The organism is Mesorhizobium sp. J428 (assembly GCF_024699925.1).
In the GTDB taxonomy this organism is placed as follows: Bacteria; Pseudomonadota; Alphaproteobacteria; order Rhizobiales; family Rhizobiaceae; genus Mesorhizobium_A.
The window spans coordinates 68,673-87,645 of the sequence record NZ_JAJOMX010000004.1; the positions used below are offsets into that span (position 1 = coordinate 68,673).

The following is an 18,973-nucleotide window of genomic DNA, read 5'->3' on the forward strand; positions in this document are numbered from 1 at the left end:
CAACGTCATGTTGGCGATCAAGGGGGTCTCCATCCAGATTCCAAAAGGAGGAATGGTAGCGCTGCTTGGGTCCAACGGGGCCGGAAAGAGCACGACGTTAAAGGCGATCAGCGGCCTTCTCAAGGCCGAGCGCGGCCGCGTCAACCGCGGCGAGATCAGCTTCGACGGCGCAGTGATCACCGGTGTTCCTGCGCAGCGACGTGTAGAGATTGGGATTTGCCATGTGATCGAAGGCCGTCGAGTTTTCGAACATCTGACGCCCGACGAGAACCTCGAAGCGGCTGCACCGATTTCGATGAATCGCGCCACACTCAAAACGGAAAAGCAGAGAATCTACGTAGCTTTCCGCGCCTCGCTGAACGGAAGAACTCCCAGGCGGGATATCTCTCAGGCGGCGAGCAGCAGATGCTGGCGATTGGTCGAGCATTGATGACCCAGCCCCGTCTTCTGATGCTCGATGAACCGAGTCTAGGCTTGGCTCCTTTCCTGGTGGCCGAGATCTTCAGCATCATCAAGAAGGTCAACGAGGAAGAGAAGTTGTCTGTTTTGCTGGTCGAGCAGAATGCACTCGCGGCGCTGGAGATCGTCTCGGACGGGTATCTGATCGAGAATGGCCGCGTTGTCATGCACGACACGGCCCAGGCATTGAAAGCGAATTCAGACATTCAGGAATTCTATCTGGGGGGAGGTTCGGGAACGAATTTCCACGACATCAAACATTACAGTCGGCGCAAACGCTGGCTGAGCTGACTCGATTGTTCCAAACGAGACCGGGAGGAGAATATGCAGTCGATTGGAAGAACACTGGCTTTGGCCTTGCTCGCCGCAGGCCTCCTATCGGAATCCGCCAAGGCGGCGGATCCCGAGCCATTCAGGATCGGCGTTTGCTACGATCTGAGCAAGGCCTATACTTTCGCTACGCCACAGGTCTCGCAGGCGGCGCTCGATCTTGCCGATCTCGTCAACATGAAAGGCGGAATCGATGGGGCACAGGTCGAGGTGATCGTGCGCGACCACGGCAATGAGCCGCAGCGCGGGATCGAATGCTACAGCAAGCTCAGCCGCGAGGGTGTGTTCGTTTTCGACACGCTGTCCACACCGGTTTCACTGGCGATCTTGCCGCGCGCAATGAAGGACCAGCGCATCCTGATGCAATCGCTTGTCGGGCGAGGCGACGCTGTCGACGGCACCGTGTTCAACTGGGTCTATCCTGTCGGACCGACCTACTGGGGCCAGGCGGCCAACGACATCGCCTATATCAAGCAGCTGCACGACGGAGATCTTTCGGATGTAAAGGTGGGCTTCGTCTACTTCGATTATCCCTTCGGGCAGGAGCCGATCGAGATCCTTAAAACACTGTCGGGTAAGGAAGGATTCGACCTGGTCCTCTATCCGGTTCCGTTGCCTGGCAGCGACCAGGCGAGCGTCTGGTCCAAAGTGCGCCGAGATAAGCCTGACCATATCATCAGCTGGATGCTTGGCGGTGCGCACGTGGTTGCGTCAAAGGAAATGAAGCGTAACGGTATCCCAATGGAGAAGTACATCGCCGTCAACTGGCTCAACGAGGTGGATATCTCCAATATCGGCGCGGCGGCGGCGAAGGGGCTCAAGCGCGGTACGAATGTCGTGGGCGGTCAGGACATCCCACTCTACAAGGAAATCATGACCGAGCTTTATGACAAGGGCAAAGGTAACGGCCCGGTCGAAAAGACGCTGGATGTTTTCTACAATACCGGCCTTGCGATGTATTCGATCGTGTTCGAAGCTGCTCGTCAGGCGGCTTTGCTGCACGGCCATCCGATCACTGCCGAGTCATACAAAGCCGGGCTAGAGGCGATCGAGAAATTTGACGCAAATGGCCTGATGGCGCCGATCACGGTGACGGCGGAGGATCATGGCGGCGGAGGTCGCACGCGCATCGAAATGTGGGACGGGGCCACTTGGGTGCCGCAGACCGACTGGATTGCCGCCTATCAGGATGTCGTCTGGGAGGTTGTTAAGGAGAGTTCGTCGAAGTTCGACGGCAATTGATGTGAAGCAGGTGCAAGCCGCACCGTCCGTGGGGCCTGTGAAGCCGGGCCCCGCGGAGTGGGCAGTCAATGAGGAAGCGATATGCAACAGGGAGGTTCGACATGACTATATTCAATAGAGTGACTGCCGCTGTACTGGCAGCGGCGCTGGGACTGGCAATCCAGACAGCCGCGGCACAAGACAAGGAGCCGATCCGCTTCGGCCTTTGCTTTGATCTGAGCAAATCCTACACCTTCATCTCACCGCAGGTGGCGCAGGCTGCGCAGGATCTGGCCAAATACACAAACGACGACGGCGGCATAGAAGGTCATCCAGTCGAAATTATCGTGCGCGACCACGGCAACGAGCCGCAGCGCGGTGTCGAATGCTACGAACAGCTCAAGCGAGAGGGCGTCTTCATTTTCAACTTCCTCTCGACGCCCGTGACCAATGCCGCTCTGCCACGTGCGATGAAGGACGGCAACATCGTCATGCAATCCTTCGTCGGCCGCGGCGACGCTGTGGATGGCGATGTGTTCAAGTGGATTTTCCCGGTCGGTCCGACCTATTGGCAGCAGGCGGCCAATGACGTGGCCTTCATTAAGGATCAGTTGGGAGGTGATCTGAGCGAAGCCAAGATCGGCTTCATCTATCTAGACTATCCTTTCGGTCAGGAGCCGATCGAGATTCTCAAGACCCTCTCGGAGGAAGAAGGCTTCGAACTCAAACTCTATCCAGTGCCACTGCCCGGCAGCGACCAGGCGAGCGCCTGGACTCAGATTCGGCGTGACAAGCCTGATTACATGATCAGCTGGATCCTGGCCGGCGGTCACGTCGTGGCTTCGAAGGAGATGAAACGGAACGGATTTCCGATTGATCGCTATCTTTCGGTGAACTGGCTGAACGAAGTTGACATCAAGAATATCGGAGCCGATGCAGCCAAAGGCATCTTGCGGGGGTACTAACGTGGCGGGTGGCCAAGAAGTTCCTCTGGTCAAGACAATGCTCGAGACCTTGTATGCCAAGGGTGAAGGCAGTGGTCCGGAATCGCTCGTCCGCGACGTCTATTACAACACCGGGTTAGCTATCTATGCCACTGGGTTCGAAGCTGCCCGCATTGCGATCGAAAAACACGGCTGGCCGCTGAATGCCGAAAGGATGAAGGAAGGATATGAGTCCATTGAGAATTTCGACGGAAATGGTGTGATGTCGCCGATCACCGTGACCGCGAAAGACCATGGAGGCGGCGGTAAGACCCGCGTCGAGCAGTGGGATGGTTCGACCTGGGTGCCGCTCACGGATTGGAGCGCGGACTACACCGACGTGGTGTGGGAAGTGATCAAGGAAAGCTCGTCGAAATTTACCGTCGAGTGATTTGACGGCGTGCCTGCGGGTCGGAGTGACCCGCAGGCATAAGCCGGTTCCCAGTCGTGCAAGGTCAGTCTGCGAGGGATCGAGAAATGGAAAGCAGCCCCATCGAAGTATCCGTCGAAGGTGGCGTGGCCATCGTCACTATCAACCGGCCCGACCGCAAGAACGCGCTCTCGGTCGCCGCCGCCAACGGATTGGTCGATGCATGGGAGCGGATCGAGGGCGACGATACGGTCAGCGTTGCGATCCTGACCTCGGCTGATTGCGGCGTCTTTAGCGCCGGGCTAGACCTCAAGGAGGCGGCAGAGATCGCGCGAAATGAGGGCGTCGACATCCTCAGCAAGATGCGCGACCCCTTTCACGACACGATGCGCGCCTGTCGCAAGCCGATCATAGCTGCCATGACCGGCTCCTTGATGGCTGGTGGGATGATGCTGGCGCTGAACTGCGATTTGCGGGTCGGACTCAAAGGAACCAAAATCGGGATCACCGAAGTCAAGATCGGACGCGGCTCGCCCTGGGCAGCGCCGGCGCTGTGGATGCTGCCGCAGCCTGTCCTGATGGAAATCGTTCTGACCGGCGATCTCATGCCGATCGAGCGGCTGCACGGTTACGGCTTCACCAATTATCTTGAAGACACGCCTGATCTGGTTCGCGAACGGGCCCGCGACCTCGCACGTCGGATCGCCAGTGCCGCACCGCTTTCGGTAGTAGCTGCGAAGGGCAGTGTGCGCGCGACCATGGATCTGGGCTGCGCCGCCGGGCTGGAAGAGGGTAAGCGCCTGCACGAAGTGGTCTATGCCAGCCAGGATGCCATCGAGGGCCCGCGGGCCTTTGCCGAAAAACGCGCGCCCGTCTGGCAAGGCCGGTAAAGGAGAGAGAGGCATGGGCGAATTGATGCGGCTTGATCGTGATGGGCCTGTGGGCGTTTTGCGCTTTCTCTGCCCGGAACGGCGCAACCCTTACAGCATTGCATTCGTCGAGGCGCTCATCGCCAATCTGCGTCAGGCCGAGATGGACGATGCGATACGTGCCGTGGTGATGACCGGCGGCGAGCATTTCTCAAGCGGCGGCGATCTTGTCGGCTTCCGCGCCGAGATCGCCAAAGGCGCCCGCGCCACCTCGCAGATGGTCGACATGGTCCACGACGGCGGTCGTGCCGCCTATCAATTCAAGAAGCCACTCATCGCTGCGGTGAATGGAATCGCCTATGGCGCGGGGCTAAGCCTGGCGCTGTCGGCCGATATCGTCGTGGCTGCCGAGGATGCGCGCCTCTGCGAGGTCTTTGCCAAGGTCGGCGGCTGCCCCGACACCGGGTCGAGCTGGCTCCTTCAGCAGCGCGCCGGGGCTGGGGTGGCCCGGATGCTGGTGCTTACCGGCCGCGAGATCGACGGACGAACGGCTCGCGAGCTGCGTGTAGTCGAGGAATGCGTCCCGGCCGGCGAGGTCGAAAACCGGGCAATCGAGATCGCGCGAGAGATCGCCGCCCACCCCGCCTTCGGCATGCAGACAACCAAGCGTGTCATGCGGGCGGCTGCCGAATGCTCCTACCTCGAGGCTCTGGAGATCGAGCGCGATGCGCAAAGCGTGCTGCTTTGCGCCCATGATTTTCCCGAGGCCATGAACGCCTTCCAAGAAAAGCGGCCGCCACGGTTCAAGGACTGCTGATTGCGGCCAAAGACGTTCAAACAGTCATAGGAGAAACGCCGATGAAGGTGCTCGTGCCCGTCAAACGCGTGATCGACTACAACGTGAAGGTTCGCGTGAAAGCGGATGGGAGCGGTGTCGATCTCGCGAATGTGAAGATGTCTATGAACCCTTTCGACGAGATTGCGGTTGAGGAGGCGATCCGTCTGAAGGAAGCGAGGACGGCGGACGAGGTCGTAGCAGTTTCGATCGGGGTGAAGCAGGCGCAGGAGACGCTGAGAACGGCGCTGGCGATGGGGGCGGACCGCGCGATCCTGATTGTGGCGGCCGCAGATGTGCATCAGGACATCGAGCCCCTGGCGGTGGCGAAGATCCTGAAGGCGGTGATCGACGAGGAGCAGCCGAACCTGGTGCTCGCCGGCAAGCAGGCGATCGATAACGATATGAATGCCACCGGGCAGATGCTCTCGGCGCTGCTGGGCTGGAGCCAGGCGACCTTCGCCTCGGAAGTGAAGGTCGAGGGCGGCAGCGCCGTGGTGACGCGCGAGGTCGACGGCGGGCTGCAGACCGTCAAGGTCAAGCTGCCGGCGATCGTGACGGTCGATTTGCGCCTCAACCAACCCCGCTACGCTTCGCTGCCGAACATCATGAAGGCCAAGAAGAAGCCACTCGACGAGAAGACGGCGGCGGATTACGGCGTCGACGTGAGCCCGCGGCTCGAAGTGGTGAAGACGGCCGAGCCGGAAACACGCCAGGCTGGCGAGATCGTGCCGGATGTCGATACGCTGGTGGCGAAACTCAAAGAGAGGGGGTTGGTGTGATGGCTGTTCTTCTGCTGGGCGAAGTAAATGACGGCGAACTGGCGCTGGACCCCACCGCCAAGGCGGTGAATGCCGCCAAGGTGCTGGGCGAGGTCACCGTGCTCTGCGCCGGGGCTTCGGCGGCAGCCGCCGGCGAGGCAGCCGCGACGATCGAGGGCGTGGCGAAGGTTCTGGTGGCCGAGCATCCGGCGCTGAGCCACCGCCTGGCCGAGCCGACTGCGGCAATGATCGTAAGCCTCGCGGGCGACTATTCGCATATAATGGCCCCGGCCACCACCGACGCCAAGAACGTGATGCCGCGGGTGGCCGCGCTGCTGGACGTGATGGTGATCTCTGATGTCTCGGGCGTTGTCGATGCTGAAACGTTCGAGCGCCCGATCTATGCCGGCAACGCAATCCAGACGGTGAGATCGAAGGACGCCAAGAAGGTCGTGACCCTCCGAACCTCGGCCTTCAAGGCCGCCGGCAAGGGCGGCCCGGCCAAGGTGGAGACCGTAGATGTGCCCGGCGATCCGGGCCTGTCGGAATGGGTAGAGGACAAGGTGGCCGAAAGCGACCGCCCCGAACTGACCTCTGCCGGGGTCGTAGTCTCTGGCGGCCGCGGCGTCGGCTCGCAGGGAGATTTCGCCCTGATCGAGAAGCTGGCCGACAAGCTCGGCGCAGCAGTGGGCGCCTCGCGGGCCGCAGTCGACGCGGGCTTCGCGCCGAACGACTGGCAAGTCGGCCAGACCGGCAAAGTCGTGGCGCCCGAGCTCTATGTTGCAGTGGGCATTTCCGGGGCGATCCAGCACCTTGCAGGGATGAAGGATTCGAAGATCATCGTCGCAGTCAACAAGGATCCGGACGCCCCGATCTTCCAGATCGCCGACTACGGCCTTGTGGCTGACCTCTTCCAAGCCGTACCCGAGCTGATCGAAAAGCTCTGAGACGCGGACTGCCCTCTGTCTTAGTCCAGGAGCTCGCCTGAACTAGCCGTCTTTTTGGAAGCTGGACACTTCTACCAAAGCCCTGATTGAGGCTGGATCGGCCCACGTTGACGCGCGGAAGGGCTGGTTCGGCGGCGGCTGATGGCCTTGTTGGCCCATCAGCGCGCTGGACATGGACTTCCGGTGACGGGCTTCACGTGACGGCGGCAACGCGCTGTAGGTGGATCAGGCGTTTCATGTTGAAGACCATGTTGGCCATCCCGATCTTCGTCGTGGCTCGCGCGATGCCGATGGTTCGGATGAACAGCCCCATGCGGCTCTTCTGCTCGCCGAAGACATGCTCGACGCGGGAGCGGACCTTCGATTTGAGATTGTTGGCGCGGCGGATGGTTTCGGGCATGGGCCGGCCTTTCGGTTTCTTGCGGTGGACCCGGCTGACGAAGCCGTTCTTCTCCATGAAGGCCTCGTTGGCCGCCGACCTGTAGCCGGCATCTCGCAGCATGGCGTCGAAGCGCTCGAACAGCGCATTGATGGCGCCGGCCTTCGTCAGTCTCTCCCGGAACAACCAGATCGTGCGTGCGTCGGGAACCCGGTCCGAAAGGAACCGCATGAAGGACAGCCGGTCGTTGATCAGGAACTCGGTGCGCTCGTCCGACAGGTTGTTGGCGGTCTAGATCACCAGCACCTTCAGCATCATCACCGGATCGTAGGGCGGGCGGCCCCCATGGGTTCCGCTCGAATAGGCAAGCGCCCTTTCCAGTTCGGGCCTGAAGGATTCGAAATCCACCACTCGGCCGTAGGCCTCGAGCTGGTCGCCGAGGTCGCTCAGCCTCCGCAGCCGATCGTCGAAATCGAAGAAACCCGGCGCGCTCCTCATTCGAACCCCCATCCGCCATCAACAGGCGAATGGAATCATGATCGGCCCCCACGGACGGGTCCAATTTGATTGTTAGTGCAATGATGGTCGTGGCGCCAGCGCGGGCGGCATCGCTGGTTGGGGTTGCAGGGCCGCCCGCGCGAATGCCGGGATGAAGACCTCCGGCGCCGGCGGCTTGTAGCCGAGCGATCCATGCGGACGCACGGTGTTGTAATGCCGACGCCAGCTTTCCACGATGATCCTGGCCTCTTTGAGCGTGTAGAAGATCTCGCCGTCGAGGAGTTCGTCGCGCAGGCGAGCATTGAAGCTCTCGATGTAGCCATTCTCCCATGGGCTTCCGGGTGCGATGTAGGCAGTCTTCGCCCCGACGGCGGTGATCCAGTCCTGCACGGCCGTGGCGATGAACTCCGGGCCGTAGCACGTCGGGAAGAAGATTGTTTGGGAAGGCTATGGCCTCCTGCGCAGCCTTCAAAATAGCGCAGCAGGTGGCCATAGCCGGGTCTCGGGTCTCTACAGTGGTTTTGCGAACCACACCGTAAAGGAGACCGGCCATGACCATCGCCAACACTATCCCCGTTTCGCCCCTTCTTGTAGCCATCGACATTTCCAAACACCGGCATGAGGTGCTGATCGCGGTTCCCGGTAAAGCGCGCCGGCGCCGATTGGCGATCCGGAACAGCCTCGAGGATTTCGAGCGACTGATCGCGGTTCTTCGCCAGTATGGCTTGCCGGTCCGGATCGGATTCGAGGCGACGGGCAATTATCATCGGGCACTCGCGCATCATCTGGGCGCAGCCGGTTTCGAGCTGAAGCTGATCTCCTCGGTTGCCCTCGCTCGGACGCGGGAAGCCCTTCACAACAGCTGGGACAAGAACGACCCAAAGGACGCCCAGGTCATCCTGCGCATGCTGGAGATCGGCGCGGTCCAGTTTTTCCACGATCCGCTGATCGCGGGCACGAACGACATTCAGGAGCTTTCCAAGACGCACGAGATCATCTCGCGCTCCAAGACCGAACTCTGGCACCGGATCCTGACCCACTACCTGCCGCTGTATTTCCCTGAAGCCGAGCGGTTCCATCGCAGCGCACGCAGCGACTGGTTCCTGGCCTTTTTGGAACAGTTCCCGTCGCCGCACATGATCTCGGCAATGACGAAGGAGGCCTTCATTGATGCCGCCTGGAACGTCGTCGGCCGGAAGGTTTCCAAAACGCTCCTGCTTTCAGATATTTACGAGTCTGCCAAAGACTCTGTCGGCTTACCTGTAGCAGCAGAGTCCGATGCCTTGCGGATGTTCCGGCTGGTCCTCGCCGAGGGTCGCGGCTTGGTGCGCCAGCGCGATGAGGTCGAGAACCGCGCTGTGGAACTGCTGTCCGACCATCCCGACTACCAGCTACTGGTCACCGTTCCGGGCATTGGGCCGATCAACGCCCTGACCATTCTCGCCGAAGCCGGCGATCTGCGCCGTTTCGGGCATCATCGCCAGTTCCTAAAGTTCTGCGGCATGGATCTCGCCACCGTGCAATCAGGCATGTTCCGAGGACAGAGCAAGATCTCAAAATATGGCAACGCCCGGCTTCGACGGACCTTCTGGATGGCAGGGCAAACCGCAGTGCTACACCGAACCAACAGCTTCCGCGATAGGTTCGAGCGCTACATAGCCAAGGATCGGCACAACGCTCACCTGCGTCGCAAAGCCTATACCGCAATCGCAGCCAAGATGGCGCGTACTACGCCGTGATCAAACACGGCGAACCCTATCGTCCCTTCTTCGAGGGGGCGAGCCCAGGCGGAAGAACCCTTTTCTGACAAGGGCCGTGGAGGCAGTTCGCTGACCTCGTAGATAATGTTCAGGTCTTCCGCTTGGGATTCAGGATCTCGTCTTAAGGACGGTGAGAGCCGCCATCGTGCGTACTCTGTGTTTGCTATGGGAGAGACCGCTTCTTGACGGCGGAGCCCGCCTGGGCAACTTTATCAGGGTATCTGATCGCTCAGATGCCCCGTGACCTGACGCCCGATACCGCCAATTCTTCCCAACATAGGACGTTGTCGGAACGGATGTGCTCAGGCACGCCGCGCAGGATGAACAGGTCGGACAGGACGTCGATGACGTCGGTGGAGTTGAGCTTGCGATCGATGCGGATCGCCAGCGCCTCATGCGTGAACTCGTCGATCACGTTAAGCATGCGGTACTTCCTTCCGTCATGAGTGCGGTCCTCGACGAAGTCGTAGGACCAGACATGGTTGGGCCGCTCGGCGCGCAGGCGGATGCATGATCCGTCGGCGAGCCAGAGCCGGCCTTTCTTCGGTTGTTTGGCTGGAACCTTCAGCCCCTCTTGCCGCCAGATGCGCTCGACCCGCTTGTCGTTGACCACCCAGCCCATCTGGCTGCGCAGAAGCTCGGCGATCTTGCGATAGCCGTAGCGGCCATAGCGGCGGGCCAGTGCAACGATGTCCTCGGTCAGTTGCTGCTCGTCGTCCCGGCCGCGAGGAATACGCCGCTGCGTGGAGCGATGCTGCCCAAGCACGAGGCATACCCGGCGCTCCGACACGCGCTTCGGCAGAACCGAGCGAACATGGTCGATGCAGGCACGGCGACGCGAGGGGCTCAGAAGTTTCCCCGCGCAGCCTCCGTCAGGATCAGCTTGTCCAGCGTCAGATCGGCCACCGCCTTGCGAAGCCGTTCGTTCTCCTTCTGGAGATCCTTCAACTGCCGAAGCTGGTCACGGCTCATGCCGCCATATTGCTTGCGCCACCGGTAGAACGTCAGTTCGGAAACGCCGATCTGGCGAACGGCATCCGCCATCGCCATGCCTTGGCCGCGCAAAACCTCAACCTGCCGAAGCTTCGTGACGATCTCGTCGGGCTTGTGTCGCTTGTTTGCCATTGTGGTCCTCCTTCATGGTCAAAACCATACTTCAAGGTGGACCCGTTCAATGGGGGTGGATCAGTCGGCGAGATCGCCCGCGGGATGCTGGGTGGCACCGCAAGCGGGATGCACTTCGTGATCTACGGGGTGCTGATCGTGATCATCATCCTGTTCATGCCCGACGGATTGGCCGGAGGCCTGACGCGGGTGCGCGCACGCCTCGTTCGCCTGTCGCGCGGGACGGTTTCGGAAAGGTAGGAACGATGGATTTTCGACTAACGACCGAGCAGGAGATGCTCAAGTCTTCGGTGCGCCGCTTCATGGAGCGGCGGGTGGCCCCGATCGTCGCAGATCACGAGCAGCGCGAGGAATTCGCCTGGGACCTGTTGCCCGAACTGACCGAATTCGGCTATATCGGCGGCCTCCTGCCCGAATCCATGGGCGGCTACGGCATGGCCTACACTGATTACGCCGCATACTGATGGAAGAGGCGGGCTATCAGTGGATGGCGTTGCGCGGCACCCTCAACACCATCAACATCGTCGCCTCGATCCTGGGCAACTGGGGCAGCGAGGCGCAGAAGGAGACCTATCTGCGCCCGCTCCTGGCCGGCAAGCGGAGGGTCTTCGTGGCCATCACCGAGCCCAATCACGGCTCGAACGTGGCCGGGCTCGAGACCCGGGCCGAGGCGCGCGGCGGCGCCTGGCTCCTGAACGGCTCGAAACTCTGGATCACCAACGGGCTCTGGGGCGAGTTCGGGATCGTGGTGGCGAAGACCTATAGCAACTCTTGCGACGGCGGCATCAGCCTGTTTCTGATCGACCGCCAGCAGAGCAGCTACACCGCCGAGCGCGTCAAGACCATGGTGGTACGCGCGACCGGCACCTCGGCCCTGACCTTCGCCGATACGGTGGTCCCGCACGAGAACCTGATCGGGCGCGAGGGCGAGGGCCTGAAGATGATCCTGACCGGGCTCAACTTCGGGCGCCTCAGCGTCGCCATGGGGGCGGTCGGCGCCGGGCAGGCGGCGCTGGATCTCTCGACCACCTACGCCCAGACGCGGCAGCAGTTCGGCCGCCCAATTGGGGGCTTCCAACTCGTGCAGAAGCACATCGTGGACATGACGGTGCGCGTCGAGGCGGCGCGGATGCTGGGCTACCGGGCGGCCTGGGCGTTGGATGCGGGGCTGCCGGCGCGCCAGGAATGCTCGATCGCCAAGCTCTACGCGACCGAGGCCGCCCACGAGGTGGCCGACATGGCGCTGCAGGTCCACGGCGGGATGGGTTACAGCGCCGACTATCCAATCGAGCGGATCTTCCGTGATACCCGCGGCTCGGTGATCCCCGAGGGCACCTCCGAGATCCAGACCTTGATCGTCGGCCGAGAGATACTCGGCATCTCGGCCATCGCCTGACTGGCCGACGACATGTGCGGAACGGCCCGTATGGCGAGCACCTTTTCAGCCGATTTTCACACTCGGGAACGGTGCGGTCCTATCACCACCCTGGCAGCGCTTTGCGAGCCGCCAAACTGCGGTATGGGTGTCTGGCGCGGTCGAACCGGTCGCTATATCGTGGACGGTCGGCAGGCAGTGCATCCCCGCCGCCGGGGGCCTACCGCCCGTTCGCCCGGGCGCCAGGCGATGAGATCCTCGATCGAGATCAGCTTCATCCCATAGCGGCGGGCGAAGCCGGCTAGAGCAGATTCGACTTATTCAGGGTCATATCCCGCCGCCTCGAAATAGTTCCTGCATTCCTCGGGCGTAAACGCTGTGAGGCAGTCGGCGACGACTGACCAGAGTTCGTCGATGGTGCGGGCTGCGGCCTTCCTAAGGAGGGCTTTGAGCTTTGAGAAGGCCATCTCGATCGGATTGAGGTCGGGAGAATAGGGCGGCAGGAACAGGAGCCGGGCACCGGCCTTCTCGATCGCTTCGCGCACGCCCCTGATCTTGTGGGCCGGCAGGTTGATGGGGTGGACGCCCCCTCACGGCATCGCTGTGCCAAAGTGGTGTCGTTGATCATCACTTGAATGGAGGCGTCCATGTTGGAAGGTAACACAATCGGATTGGACCTGGCGAAGAACGTGTTCCAGGCGCACGGCGCAGATGGGTCGGGAGCTGTGCTGTTCAGGAAGAAGCTTCGCCGCGATCAGGTAAGCTTCGCTTTCTTGCCGACCAGCCGGCCTGCACGGTTGCCATGGAAGCGTGCGCCGGCAGCCACTACTGGGCGCGGGAGATTGCGAAGCTCGGGCACGAAGTCCGGCTAATCGCTCCGGGATACGTCAAGCCATTTGTGAAGCGTCAGAAGAACTGTCCGTCGTCAGATCATTTGGCGCAGTTTGGGTCTTGGATTAGCGGAGTATCGGCCTCGTCTTTGGGTTGATGTTATGCGGCGAGCTTGCGGTGCTGCAAGCGCCGATGCTGGATGGTTTGTCGTTTGATCCTTTCGCGCTGTTTTATGATGGCTGCGGCCCTGCCGAAGTAGGCGTCTGCCGGGGTCACGTTGTCGAGGCTCTCATGATAGCGCCTGTGATTGTAGTGTTCGACGAAGGCGCCGATCTGGGCCTCCAGGTCGCCGGGCAGGAAGTAGTTCTCCAGCAGGATGCGGTTCTTCATGGTTTGGTGCCAGCGCTCGATCTTGCCCTGGGTCTGGGGATGCATCGGGGCGCCGCGGACGTGGCTCATGCGATTGGTCTGGATATAATCGGCCAGTTCACTGGCGATATAGCAGGGGCCATTATCGCTGAGCAGCCGGGGCTTGTGATGCACATGCACCTGGTCGCAGCCTGAGGCCGCGAGGGCCATGTCCAGCGTGTCAGTGACGTCCTCGGCCCGCATTGTGTTGCACAGCTTCCAGGCGATGATGTAGCGCGAGTAATCGTCGAGCACCGTGGACAGATACATCCAGCCCCAGCCGATGATCTTGAAGTAGGTGAAATCGGTCTGCCACATCTCGTTGGGCCGCACCGTTTTGGTGTGGAACGCATCTGCCGCCTTGATCACCACATAGGCCGGGCTGGTGATCGTGGGCCTTGAGAAGCCGGTAAACGCTGGCTTCGGACACGAAATACCCCTTCTGGTCGGTGAAGCTCACAGCCAGCTCCCGAGGCGAGAGTTCGGACTCTTCCAACGCCATCTCGATGAGCTGATCATGGACGGCAGTCGGGATCCGGTTCCACACCCGACTGGGTGCCGAAGACCGATCTTCTAGTGCTTCAGGACCGCCACCGAGGTAGCGGTCATACCAGCGATAGAAGGTCCGGCGCGGGATGCCCAGCCGGTCCAGCGTGCGTTTTGTGGGCAGGTGCGACTGCTCAACCAGATTGATGATCTCGAGCTTTTCGGATGCGGGATATCTCATTCTGGCTCGTCCCCATCCGCGATCATGCTTTTTTTAAGCAGACGGTTTTCCAGCGTCAGGTCGGCAACGCATTCCTTGAGCGCACCAGCCTCTCGGCGCAGATCCTTGACCTCATCACTGGTCGCAGCACGAGCAGTATCGCCCGCCAGTCGGCGCTTGCCGGCTTCCATGAACTCTTTCGACCAAGTGTAATACAGGCTCTGCGCGATGCCTTCCTTGCGGCACAGTTCGGCAATGCTGTCTTCGCCGCGCAGACCATCGAGAACGATCCGGATCTTGTCTTCAGCTGAAAAGTGCCGTCGGGTCGCCCGGCGAATGTCCTTCACCACCTGCTCGGCAGGCTTTTTGGTGCTCGGGGATTTAGCAGTCATCTTGGTTCCTTCGTCAGACGACGAGACCAAAACACTCCTTAAAGCTCAACCCTGAATCTGTGCCATGGGCGCTGACGGGGAACAAGAAGAACGATGCGGCTGACGCTGAAGCGATCTGTGAAGCTGCTCAGCGGCCGACCATGCGGTTCGTAGCGGCAAAAAGCGAAGAGCAGCAGGCTGCGGCAATGGTGTTCCGCGTCCGCGATCTTGTGGTTCGCCAGCGGACCCAGACGATCAATGCAATACGCGGCCATCTTGCGGAATTTGGACTTGTGGCTGCGCAAGGCCTCTTCCACGTCGCTAAACTTGTTACGGCGATCGAGGAGAAGGACCCCACCATCCCCGAAGCCGCCCGCTCGATCCTGTCTCTACTCGTTGAGCAGTTGCGGGCGCTGGATACGAGAGTGGCCGAACTCGACCGAGAGATTGCCCGGCGCGCCAGAGAGGATGCGGAAGCCAAGCGCTTGATGACCATTCCCGGTATAGGACCGATCACCGCGACGGCGCTTGCCGCGTTGGCCCCGTCCGCTCAGACCTTCAAGAGAGGCCGGGACTTCGCGGCATGGCTCGGACTAACGCCGCTGCAACGTTCTTCGGGCGGAAAGCAGAAGCTCGGCGAGACGTCTCGAATGGGCGAGCGAACCCTGCGACGGTTGCTGATCATTGGGGCCAGCGCCGCTGTGCGCTGGGCCATGCGGAAGGGATCGACCGGGGATCCGTGGCTTTCGCGGATGCTTGAGCGCAAGCCACCCATGCTGGTCATCGTCGCCTTGGCCAACAAGACGGCGCGCATCGTGTGGGCATTGATGGCCAGAGGCGGAACCTATCGAACGCCGGCCATAGCAGGATAGTCCGCTCCTCGAGCGGGCTGCCATGGTGTGAGAAGGTCGAACGGAGAGTATGGCGCTACGGTCAAAGAGACGGGCTCGGGAAAACCAGATCATGGATACGCGCCTTGAGCGCGCGAGGTTGAATTGGACCCGATCCGCGAACTCCCATACGGGCCCGCGGCATGTGATAGCCGCAACAGAGGCCGGACACATGTCAGCACCCGACCACGCTGCGCTCTTCGAAAAGATTCTTCTTGCACCAACGGGGGCGTCCACACATGTCCATGACCACGACGTCGCCGGGGCGGAGTTCGGGTGCGAGGACCTGTTCCACATAGGCGAGGAATTACCGGAATCCGGCGATGGTGGCTGCATGACGACTTAGCGGTGTACCTGAAGCCGGTACGTCGGGGAATGTGAGGAAGGCAAGAACCGCATGGGCAAATGATCGATCAGATCGGGGTCAGAGAAAACCAGCATACACTGCGGGAGCTGACAGCTCGTACGTCAGATTTGGACCTGATCCGCGCATCACCATACCGGCCCGCGGCATGTGAATGGCCGCACATGAGAGGCCTGACACAAGACCGCACTCGATCACATGCTCAAAAGTTCGAAATTTTCCTTGCAAAACGGCCGGCATCCACACAAGCAGTTGTGACCGACGATCCTGATCCAAGCCGACCTGTTGCAATCGGGCGGGGTCCATATACGTTCCACATATGGTATGAGTTCCTGAGAACGGACGCGTCCCCGCCCAGACCGGGTGGGGACGCAAGAGATTTTCGTGAGGCGACTGCCGAGCAATATCCGACGGCTTCGAAATGGAACACGGTAGAAACCGCCAACGCCGGTTTGGGTAAATGCCGCATTAAGCCGCATAGTGACGCCGCGAGTCGCGGGCCGCGACATAGGCGGCTTCAGTTCTTGGCCAGCGCCGCCCTGAAGGCTTCCAGGATATCGGAGCCGGGCTTGCCCTGGGAATCAAACTGGGCAGCCCATTCCGAACCGACGGTCGACAGGATTTCGCCCAGTTTCTCGACATCCTCGGGCGGCAGGTCAACAAAGGTCACACCGGCATCCGCGATTTGCTGCTTGACCTCCATGTTCCCGGCGTCCGCGGTTTCGCAGCCCTCCCGGGTCAGTTCCTTGCCGATCTCGGTCATCGCCTGCTGGACATCCTCGGGAAGGCTGTTCCACTTATCGGTGCTGATGACATAGGTCGCCACGAAGGATCCGAAGTTCAGACCCTGGGTGCCCCAGTCCAGGAACGCCTCCATGCCGTAGGGTGTGACGCTTGGATACGGAAAGAGCCCTGCGTCGATCGTTCCGCGCGAGAGCGCCTCGCGCACTTCGGGGGCCGGCATCTGAACCGGAACGCCGCCGATCTTCTGCACTGTCAGGTCGAGGGCCCCGCCGGTGCTGCGGATCTTCAGTCCCTTCATGCTGTCCAGATCGGTGATCTCGCGGCTCGAGGTCAGCAGGTTGTAGGGCGGCAGCACCATGGCCATCAGCAGACGCACGCCGTTCGGGGCGAATTCGGCCTCGTCGAGCGGGCCACCGGGTTTGGCGATCTCCCAGTAGGCCATCTGCCCTCGCAGGAGGTCGCAAAGGCTTCGGGCAATTGTCCTACTGCCGACAACGGCATCTTGTCACTGACATAGGAGGGGCCGACATACCCGATGTCGGTCACGCCGGTCTGTGTGAGGGACAGCAAATCCTTGGCCTTGCCAAGCTGCTCGGCCGGGAAATACGCGAACTCGGTCTTGCCCGTGCGTTCGCTCACGCGCTCCATGAACGGTTCGATCAGGCTCTGGGCGATGTAGTGGCCCGTAGGCAGGCTGTCGGCCGCCCGCAGCTGGACCTCCTGAGCCGTGACCGGCTGCGCGGCCAGCGGCAGGACGGCGAGGGCCAGGGCCCACCCCGCAGCGCCTAGGGGTATGACGGATTGTTTGGGCTTCTTGGACATGTTTCGGTTCTCCTCCTGGTTAATCCGGTTGCGGCCCTGCGCGGTTTCGGGGCCTGCTTCAATTCATCGTCGAGGGCAGCCAAAGAACGAGCGCAGGAAAAGCGGTCAGCAGCGCGATGACCACGAGATGCGCCAGCACATGCGGAAAGGTGCCACGGAAGATTTCGCCCAGTGGCCGCCGGGTATATCGCGCCACCACGAAGACGTTCATGCCGAGCGGCGGCGTCACCATGCCGACCTCCGCCGTCACCACCACGATTACCCCGAACCAGACTGGGTCGAAACCCAGGTTCAGCACCAGCGGTAGAAGCACCGGCACCGTCAGGATGAGGATGGCGATCTGGTCCATGAAGGCGCCGAGGAAGATGTAGATGATCAGGATCACCACCATCACCCCCATCGGCGACATGCCGAGTCCGCCGATCCACTGGGTCAGATCGTTGGTCACCCGCGTGAGGGTGAAGAAATAGCCGAAGATATGCGCGCCGAGGATCACGAAGAGGATCATGCAGGTGGTCTGCGCCGCGCGCCTCAGGCAGCCCCAGGCCGGGCCGAAACCCAGCTTGCCCTCGCGCAGCGCCAGCAGCATCGCGCCGAAGGCGCCGATGCCCGACGCCTCGGTAGGCGTGGCAAATCCGGTGTAGATCGTGCCGGTGACGGCCAGGAACAGCACCAGCATCGGCCCCGTGCGCGACAGCGATGCGACTTTCTCGCGAAACCGGTAGGGGCGGCCGGCCGGCGCAGCCGAGGGATCGATGCGCACGAGAACGGCGACCGTGGCCATGATGGTGAGGGTGACCAGAATCCCGGGGATCACCCCGGCCACCAGCAACTGCCCGACCGAGACATCGGCGATGATGCCGCACAGGATCAGCGCCACCGACGGCGGGATCAGCATGGCAAGCGTGCCCGAGATCGCCACGACACCGCTTGCCAGCCTGGGGTCGTAGCCTTCGTCGATCATGGCCGGGATCGAGGTCGAGGCGAGCGTTGCCGCCGCCGCCGTACTCGATCCCGAGATCGCGCCGAAGCCCGCCCCCGCCACCGCGGTGGCCATGGCGAGGCCGCCCCGCAGGCGGCCGACCCATATGGTGGCGGCCCGGAACAGATCCTGCGCCACGCCAGAGATGATGACGAACTCGGCCATCAGGATGAACATCGGGATGGTGATGATCTCGTAGGAATTCGCGGTGCTCAGCGGCGCGGTCTTCAGGATCCCGCCCAGCACGGCCATGCCGCCGAACATGTAGAGCCCCAGCGCGCCCGAGATCGCCAGGGCCAGTGCCACCGGCAACCCCGTCACAAGCAGCGCGGCCAGGAGGGCGACGACCACGGCCACCATCACAAGGCGTCCTCGCCTTCGGGGCGGGCAGTCTCGGGCGGCGGCGGCATCTCGACCAGATCGTGGCCGGACAGCGACGAAAACCCGTGCCCTGCCGCGCGGTAGGCCAGTCGCAGGGTCAGAAGCGCGGTGCCCACCATCACAATCAGATAGGCGGGCCAGGTCAGCCACGGCACGATTGCGGCGATCCTCTCCTGTCCGTCGAAGGCGGCATTGAAGCGATCCCAGGCCTCGCTCCCGATCAGCGCCATGACCACGGTGCCGCCGGCGTAGCTGAGGGCCAGACCCACATGCCGCAGCCGGCGCGGCAGCGTGCCCTGGAACAGGTCGATCGCCACATGACCGTGATTGTGCAGCGTGTCGGGCAGCATCAGGAAGAACACCGCCACCATCAGGTAAAGCCCGATCACGTCGTAGGACCAGCCCAGCGGCATCGACAGCGCATAGCGCATCGCCACGTCCACAACGACGATCAGCATGATCGCCGCCAGGGCGAGACAGGCCAGGGCGGCCAGCGCGGTTTCCATAGCGGCGAGGCCGCGCGACATCGCCGTCATGGCCCGAGCGGTTGGCCCGCCCCTTT

The 18,973-nt window shown here is 61.8% G+C and carries 14 protein-coding genes and 9 pseudogenes; 14 read left to right on the plus strand and 9 right to left on the minus strand.

The window, feature by feature from the left end:
* The first annotated feature begins 52 nt into the window (after window positions 1–52).
* The 8 genes and pseudogenes from LRS09_RS27785 to LRS09_RS27820 all read left to right on the plus strand — a co-directional run bounded on the left by LRS09_RS27785 (window position 53) and on the right by LRS09_RS27820 (window position 6,775).
* Window positions 53–750, plus strand: a pseudogene (locus LRS09_RS27785) (ABC transporter ATP-binding protein).
* Between the two features lie 33 nt (window positions 751–783).
* Window positions 784–2,031, plus strand: coding sequence for an ABC transporter substrate-binding protein (locus tag LRS09_RS27790; protein WP_257810477.1), 1,248 nt, complete (start codon window positions 784–786; stop codon window positions 2,029–2,031).
* 101 nt (window positions 2,032–2,132) lie between these two features.
* A complete protein-coding gene (locus LRS09_RS27795) occupies window positions 2,133–2,975 on the plus strand; it encodes an ABC transporter substrate-binding protein (RefSeq protein WP_257810478.1) in 843 nt (280 codons plus the stop codon).
* A gap of 37 nt (window positions 2,976–3,012) precedes the next feature.
* Window positions 3,013–3,384: a hypothetical protein gene (locus LRS09_RS27800; RefSeq protein WP_257810479.1), complete on the plus strand. Its 372-nt coding sequence runs from the start codon at window positions 3,013–3,015 to the stop codon at window positions 3,382–3,384.
* Between the two features lie 86 nt (window positions 3,385–3,470).
* Window positions 3,471–4,253 carry an enoyl-CoA hydratase-related protein gene (locus LRS09_RS27805; RefSeq protein ID WP_257810480.1) on the plus strand — a complete coding sequence of 261 codons (783 nt, stop codon included), beginning with the start codon at window positions 3,471–3,473 and terminating at the stop codon, window positions 4,251–4,253.
* Window positions 4,254–4,266: 13 nt separating this feature from the next.
* Entirely contained in the window at window positions 4,267–5,049 is a 783-nt protein-coding gene (locus LRS09_RS27810; protein WP_257810481.1) for an enoyl-CoA hydratase/isomerase family protein, read from the plus strand.
* A 41-nt stretch (window positions 5,050–5,090) separates the two neighbouring features.
* Complete coding sequence (locus LRS09_RS27815; RefSeq protein WP_257810482.1) at window positions 5,091–5,849, plus strand: electron transfer flavoprotein subunit beta/FixA family protein; 759 nt, start codon at window positions 5,091–5,093, stop codon at window positions 5,847–5,849.
* Window positions 5,849–6,775, plus strand: a complete 927-nt coding sequence (locus LRS09_RS27820) for an electron transfer flavoprotein subunit alpha/FixB family protein (RefSeq protein ID WP_257810483.1) — start codon at window positions 5,849–5,851, stop codon at window positions 6,773–6,775. Before LRS09_RS27815 ends, LRS09_RS27820 begins: the two co-directional genes overlap by 1 nt.
* Before the next feature lie 193 nt (window positions 6,776–6,968).
* On the opposite strand, the pseudogene LRS09_RS27825 reads toward LRS09_RS27820, so the two are convergent.
* A pseudogene (locus LRS09_RS27825) lies at window positions 6,969–7,652 on the minus strand (transposase).
* Between the two features lie 72 nt (window positions 7,653–7,724).
* Window positions 7,725–8,066: pseudogene (locus tag LRS09_RS27830) on the minus strand (transposase); the annotation flags it as partial.
* A 137-nt stretch (window positions 8,067–8,203) separates the two neighbouring features.
* Between LRS09_RS27830 and LRS09_RS27835 the strand changes: the two are divergent.
* Window positions 8,204–9,485, plus strand: a pseudogene (locus LRS09_RS27835) (IS110 family transposase).
* A gap of 210 nt (window positions 9,486–9,695) precedes the next feature.
* On the opposite strand, the pseudogene LRS09_RS27840 reads toward LRS09_RS27835, so the two are convergent.
* Window positions 9,696–10,537 (minus strand): annotated as a pseudogene (locus LRS09_RS27840) (IS3 family transposase); the annotation flags it as partial.
* A gap of 84 nt (window positions 10,538–10,621) precedes the next feature.
* Between LRS09_RS27840 and LRS09_RS27845 the strand changes: the two are divergent.
* From LRS09_RS27845 to LRS09_RS27855, 3 genes are read left to right on the plus strand one after another with little or no spacing between them, the layout of a single operon-like run.
* Window positions 10,622–10,777 carry a hypothetical protein gene (locus tag LRS09_RS27845; RefSeq protein WP_257810484.1) on the plus strand — a complete coding sequence of 52 codons (156 nt, stop codon included), beginning with the start codon at window positions 10,622–10,624 and terminating at the stop codon, window positions 10,775–10,777.
* A 5-nt stretch (window positions 10,778–10,782) separates the two neighbouring features.
* Window positions 10,783–11,001: an acyl-CoA dehydrogenase family protein gene (locus LRS09_RS27850; protein ID WP_257810485.1), complete on the plus strand. Its 219-nt coding sequence runs from the start codon at window positions 10,783–10,785 to the stop codon at window positions 10,999–11,001.
* Window positions 11,001–11,933 (plus strand): acyl-CoA dehydrogenase family protein, encoded by a 933-nt coding sequence (locus LRS09_RS27855; protein WP_257810486.1) that lies wholly within the window; start codon window positions 11,001–11,003, stop codon window positions 11,931–11,933. The genes LRS09_RS27850 and LRS09_RS27855 overlap by 1 nt, the downstream gene beginning before the upstream one ends.
* 296 nt (window positions 11,934–12,229) lie before the next feature.
* On the opposite strand, the pseudogene LRS09_RS27860 reads toward LRS09_RS27855, so the two are convergent.
* A pseudogene (locus LRS09_RS27860) lies at window positions 12,230–12,484 on the minus strand (transposase); the annotation flags it as partial.
* 75 nt (window positions 12,485–12,559) lie between these two features.
* Between LRS09_RS27860 and LRS09_RS27865 the strand changes: the two are divergent.
* Window positions 12,560–12,828, plus strand: a pseudogene (locus LRS09_RS27865) (IS110 family transposase); the annotation flags it as partial.
* Between the two features lie 74 nt (window positions 12,829–12,902).
* Here the strand turns inward: LRS09_RS27865 and LRS09_RS27870 are convergent.
* Window positions 12,903–14,249, minus strand: a pseudogene (locus tag LRS09_RS27870) (IS3 family transposase).
* 32 nt (window positions 14,250–14,281) lie between these two features.
* On the opposite strand from LRS09_RS27870, the pseudogene LRS09_RS27875 reads away from it, so the two are divergent.
* Window positions 14,282–15,100, plus strand: a pseudogene (locus tag LRS09_RS27875) (IS110 family transposase); the annotation flags it as partial.
* Between the two features lie 899 nt (window positions 15,101–15,999).
* Here the strand turns inward: LRS09_RS27875 and dctP are convergent.
* Genes dctP through LRS09_RS27895 form a run of 4 tightly spaced genes read right to left on the minus strand, consistent with a single transcriptional unit; the run spans window position 16,000 to window position 18,947 of the window.
* Window positions 16,000–16,668: a TRAP transporter substrate-binding protein DctP gene (gene dctP / locus LRS09_RS27880; protein WP_257810487.1), complete on the minus strand. Its 669-nt coding sequence runs from the start codon at window positions 16,666–16,668 to the stop codon at window positions 16,000–16,002.
* Window positions 16,590–17,048 carry a hypothetical protein gene (locus LRS09_RS27885; RefSeq protein ID WP_257810488.1) on the minus strand — a complete coding sequence of 153 codons (459 nt, stop codon included), beginning with the start codon at window positions 17,046–17,048 and terminating at the stop codon, window positions 16,590–16,592. Before LRS09_RS27885 ends, dctP begins: the two co-directional genes overlap by 79 nt.
* Window positions 17,049–17,106: 58 nt before the next feature.
* Window positions 17,107–18,393 carry a TRAP transporter large permease gene (locus tag LRS09_RS27890; protein ID WP_257810489.1) on the minus strand — a complete coding sequence of 429 codons (1,287 nt, stop codon included), beginning with the start codon at window positions 18,391–18,393 and terminating at the stop codon, window positions 17,107–17,109.
* Entirely contained in the window at window positions 18,390–18,947 is a 558-nt protein-coding gene (locus LRS09_RS27895) for a TRAP transporter small permease (RefSeq protein ID WP_257810490.1), read from the minus strand. The genes LRS09_RS27890 and LRS09_RS27895 overlap by 4 nt, the downstream gene beginning before the upstream one ends.
* Between the last annotated feature and the right edge of the window lie 26 nt (window positions 18,948–18,973).

What these genes read in the sequence shown, in the direction of transcription:
- LRS09_RS27790 (WP_257810477.1), top strand. Translation starts at nt 784, where the DNA reads ATGCAGTCGATTGGAAGAACACTGGCTTTGGCCTTGCTCGCCGCAGGC.
- LRS09_RS27795 (WP_257810478.1), top strand. Translation starts at nt 2,133, where the DNA reads ATGACTATATTCAATAGAGTGACTGCCGCTGTACTGGCAGCGGCGCTG.
- LRS09_RS27800 (WP_257810479.1), top strand. Translation starts at nt 3,013, where the DNA reads ATGCTCGAGACCTTGTATGCCAAGGGTGAAGGCAGTGGTCCGGAATCG.
- LRS09_RS27805 (WP_257810480.1), top strand. Translation starts at nt 3,471, where the DNA reads ATGGAAAGCAGCCCCATCGAAGTATCCGTCGAAGGTGGCGTGGCCATC.
- LRS09_RS27810 (WP_257810481.1), top strand. Translation starts at nt 4,267, where the DNA reads ATGGGCGAATTGATGCGGCTTGATCGTGATGGGCCTGTGGGCGTTTTG.
- LRS09_RS27815 (WP_257810482.1), top strand. Translation starts at nt 5,091, where the DNA reads ATGAAGGTGCTCGTGCCCGTCAAACGCGTGATCGACTACAACGTGAAG.
- LRS09_RS27820 (WP_257810483.1), top strand. Translation starts at nt 5,849, where the DNA reads ATGGCTGTTCTTCTGCTGGGCGAAGTAAATGACGGCGAACTGGCGCTG.
- LRS09_RS27845 (WP_257810484.1), top strand. Translation starts at nt 10,622, where the DNA reads ATGCTGGGTGGCACCGCAAGCGGGATGCACTTCGTGATCTACGGGGTG.
- LRS09_RS27850 (WP_257810485.1), top strand. Translation starts at nt 10,783, where the DNA reads ATGGATTTTCGACTAACGACCGAGCAGGAGATGCTCAAGTCTTCGGTG.
- LRS09_RS27855 (WP_257810486.1), top strand. Translation starts at nt 11,001, where the DNA reads ATGGAAGAGGCGGGCTATCAGTGGATGGCGTTGCGCGGCACCCTCAAC.
- dctP (WP_257810487.1), bottom strand. Translation starts at nt 16,668, where the DNA reads ATGGCCTACTGGGAGATCGCCAAACCCGGTGGCCCGCTCGACGAGGCC.
- LRS09_RS27885 (WP_257810488.1), bottom strand. Translation starts at nt 17,048, where the DNA reads ATGTCCAAGAAGCCCAAACAATCCGTCATACCCCTAGGCGCTGCGGGG.
- LRS09_RS27895 (WP_257810490.1), bottom strand. Translation starts at nt 18,947, where the DNA reads ATGACGGCGATGTCGCGCGGCCTCGCCGCTATGGAAACCGCGCTGGCC.